This is a genomic window from Arthrobacter sp. 2YAF22_2 (assembly GCF_052114645.1).
Taxonomy (GTDB): domain Bacteria; phylum Actinomycetota; class Actinomycetes; order Actinomycetales; family Micrococcaceae; genus Arthrobacter.
In genome coordinates this window covers 1-2,965 of sequence record NZ_JBFRFD010000460.1, presented here as the reverse complement: position 1 = coordinate 2,965, position 2,965 = coordinate 1, and the positions used below count along the sequence as shown (strand labels likewise).

Genomic DNA, 2,965 nt, shown 5'->3' with positions numbered 1-2,965 from the left:
CCTCGGTGCGGACCAGGTCGCCCTGGTAGGACGGCAGCCGGGTGGCGACGTCGTACACGCTGGCGTGCTTGCGGTGCACGGCCCCGAAGGCGTCGTCCACGAACGCGCCGTTGACGCCGCTCAGGGAGACCAGTTCGTCCGCGAAGGCGCCCCGTTCGGCGTCGTCCTTGGAGGTCTCCCGCGGGTCGAAGCGCACGTTCTCCAGCACGAGGGCTTCGCCGTCCTGCAACGCCGCGGCGGCCGCCTTGGCGGACCGGCCCACGGTGTCTTCGGCCAGCGACACTTTGAAGGAAGCGAGCTCCGCCAGGCGTGCGACTGCCGGTTTGAGCGAGTACTTGTCCTCCGGGGCGCCCTTGGGGCGGCCGAGGTGCGCGGTGACGAGGACACGGGCACCGGCATCCGTGAGCTTTGCCAATACCGGCAGGGAGGCCTTGATCCGGCCGTCGTCAGTCACTGTAGAGCCGTCGAGCGGCACGTTCAGGTCACTTCTGACCAGCACGTACCGCCCGCGGACACCTTCAGCGATCAGTTCGTCGAGGGTGTGGAATGTCATGTGTCTTACCCTAGCCCAGCTTCGATGCGACGAGCTCCGTAAGGTCGACGAGTCGGTTGGAGTAGCCCCACTCGTTGTCGTACCAGGAGACGACCTTGACCTGGTTGCCGATCACCTTGGTCAGGCCGGAGTCGAAGATGGACGACGCCGGGTCCCCGACGATGTCCGAGGAAACGATCGGCTCGTCGGTGTAGGTCAGGAGGCCCTTGAGTGCTTCGGACTCGGACGCGGCCTTGAGCGCGGCGTTGACCTCCTCCACGGTGGTCTCACGGGAGACGGTGACGGTGAGGTCGGTGGCGGAGCCGGTGGGGACCGGGACGCGGATGGCGTAGCCGTCGAGTTTGCCCTTGAGCTCGGGCAGGACCAGGCCGATGGCCTTGGCGGCGCCCGTGGAGGTGGGGACCATGTTGATGGCGGCGGCGCGGGCGCGGCGGAGGTCCTTGTGCGGGCCGTCCTGCAGGTTCTGGTCCGCGGTGTAAGCGTGGATGGTGGTCATCAGCCCGCGCTCGATGCCGAAGGAGTCGTTGACGACCTTGGCCAGCGGGCCGAGGCAGTTGGTAGTGCAGGAGGCGTTGGAGATGATGTGGTGCGCGGCGTTGTCGTAGAGACCGTCATTCACGCCCATCACGATCGTGATGTCCTCGTCCGAGGCGGGCGCGGAGATCAGGACTTTCTTGGCGCCGGCGTCGATGTGCTTCTGCGCGTCGGCGGCCTTGGTGAAGAACCCGGTGGACTCGATCACGATGTCGACGCCCAGCTCGCCCCAGGGCAGGTTGGCCGGATCGCGCTCGGCGAGGACCTTTACGGTCTTGCCGTCGACGACGATGTTGCCGTCCTTGACCTCGATGGATTCGGCCAGGCGGCCGCCGACGGAGTCGTATTTGAAGAGGTGCGCGAGGGCTTCCGGGCTGGTGAGGTCGTTGACTGCAACGATCTCGAGGTCTGCTCCCTGGGCGAGGGCGGCGCGGAAGTAGTTGCGGCCGATGCGGCCGAAGCCGTTGATACCAATACGTGTCGTCACGTTTTCAGTCTCCTTGGTGCTCTCTCAAGCACGACTAGTTGAGTAGGCGTTCAAGCCAACTAACAGATCCCGCACGCCATTGGGCAGAGATGATTACCAGATCGGAGGACGAGCAGCCACGTTGCTGAAGGCTAACCGCCTTCCGTGATCCATCTTACGTTTAACTGGGCCCGCCCCCGCAAGTGCGGGGGCGGGCTGACCACGATCCGGTCCTTAGGGACCGAAATGTGAGCTTTGTTACAGCAGGGTTTCGGCGGTGGCCGGTTCCTAGAGGGTGATCAGGCCGGTGGCGTTCTTGCGGGCGGCATCGAAGCGCTTGGCGACGTCGGCCCAGTTCACGATGTTCCAGAAGGCCTTGACGTAGTCGGCCTTGACGTTGACGTAGTCCAGGTAGAAAGCGTGCTCCCACATGTCCAGCATCAGCAGCGGCGTGGTGCCCAGCGCGACGTTGCCCTGCTGGTCGTACAGCTGCTCGATGACGAGGTTGCCGCCGATCGGCTCGTAGGCCAGGAAGCCCCAGCCGGAGCCCTGCAGGCCGAGGGCCGCGGCGGTGAACTGGGCGCGGAACGCGTCGAAGGAGCCGAACGCGTCGTCGATGGCGGCTGCGAGGTCGCCCTCGGGCTTGTCGCCGCCGTCCGGGGACAGGTTCTTCCAGAAGACCGAGTGGTTGATGTGGCCGCCGGTGTGGAACGCGAGGTCCTTGGAGAGGCGGTTGATGTTGGCGAAGTCGCCCTTCTCCCGTGCCTCGGCCAGCTGGGCCAGAGCGTTGTTGGCGCCGGCCACGTAGGTGGCGTGGTGCTTGCTGTGGTGCAGCTCCATGATCCTCGCGGAGATGTGAGGTTCCAGCGCTGCGTAGTCGTAGTCAAGTTCGGGAAGTACGTATTCGGTCACAAAATCCTCCAATGTCGTGGACGTTCGTCCGGTTTTGCTAACTCTCGGATTGTGCATCCGGATGGTTGGACACCCGGAAGTTCCTTGGATGTGGATCCAGTGGGCATAGCCTCCGGGGCCGGCGGGGTATTCCCCGCCGCTGGATCCGATTCTGGCCCGGAAACCCGGCAGTGGCTACTCGTCCAGCATTTCCGCTGTCACATTGGCTTCGGTGCCGGGGATCCCGAGGTCCTCCGCGCGCTTGTCCGCCATCGCCAGCAACCTGCGGATCCGGCCGGCAATGGCGTCCTTGGTCATCACCGGTTCCGCCAGGCGGCCAAGCTCGTCCAGGCTGGCCTGCTTGTGCGCCACCCGCAGTTCGCCGGCGTATTTGAGGTGGTCCGGAACGTCGTCGCCGAGGATCTCAAGGGCCCGGTCGACGCGGGCGCCCGCGGCGACGGCGGCCTGCGCCGAGCGGYGCAGGTTCGCGTCGTCGAAGTTGGCGAGCCGGTTCGCCGTGG

The 2,965-nt window shown here is 65.6% G+C and carries 4 protein-coding genes; all 4 read right to left on the bottom strand.

Going from position 1 to position 2,965, the window contains the following annotated elements:
• Positions 1-553, bottom strand: a 553-nt coding sequence (gene pgk, locus AB4Y86_RS15840; RefSeq protein WP_441403143.1) for a phosphoglycerate kinase, incomplete at its 3' end; no start/stop codon positions are given.
• A gap of 10 nt (positions 554-563) precedes the next feature.
• Positions 564-1,574 carry a type I glyceraldehyde-3-phosphate dehydrogenase gene (gene gap / locus AB4Y86_RS15835; protein ID WP_441403142.1) on the bottom strand — a complete coding sequence of 337 codons (1,011 nt, stop codon included), beginning with the start codon at positions 1,572-1,574 and terminating at the stop codon, positions 564-566.
• Positions 1,575-1,841: 267 nt separating this feature from the next.
• On the bottom strand, positions 1,842-2,465 hold the full coding sequence (locus AB4Y86_RS15830; RefSeq protein WP_441403141.1) for a superoxide dismutase: 624 nt from the start codon (positions 2,463-2,465) through the stop codon (positions 1,842-1,844).
• Positions 2,466-2,639: 174 nt separating this feature from the next.
• On the bottom strand, positions 2,640-2,965 hold a 326-nt coding region (gene whiA, locus AB4Y86_RS15825), incomplete at its 5' end, for a DNA-binding protein WhiA (protein WP_441403140.1).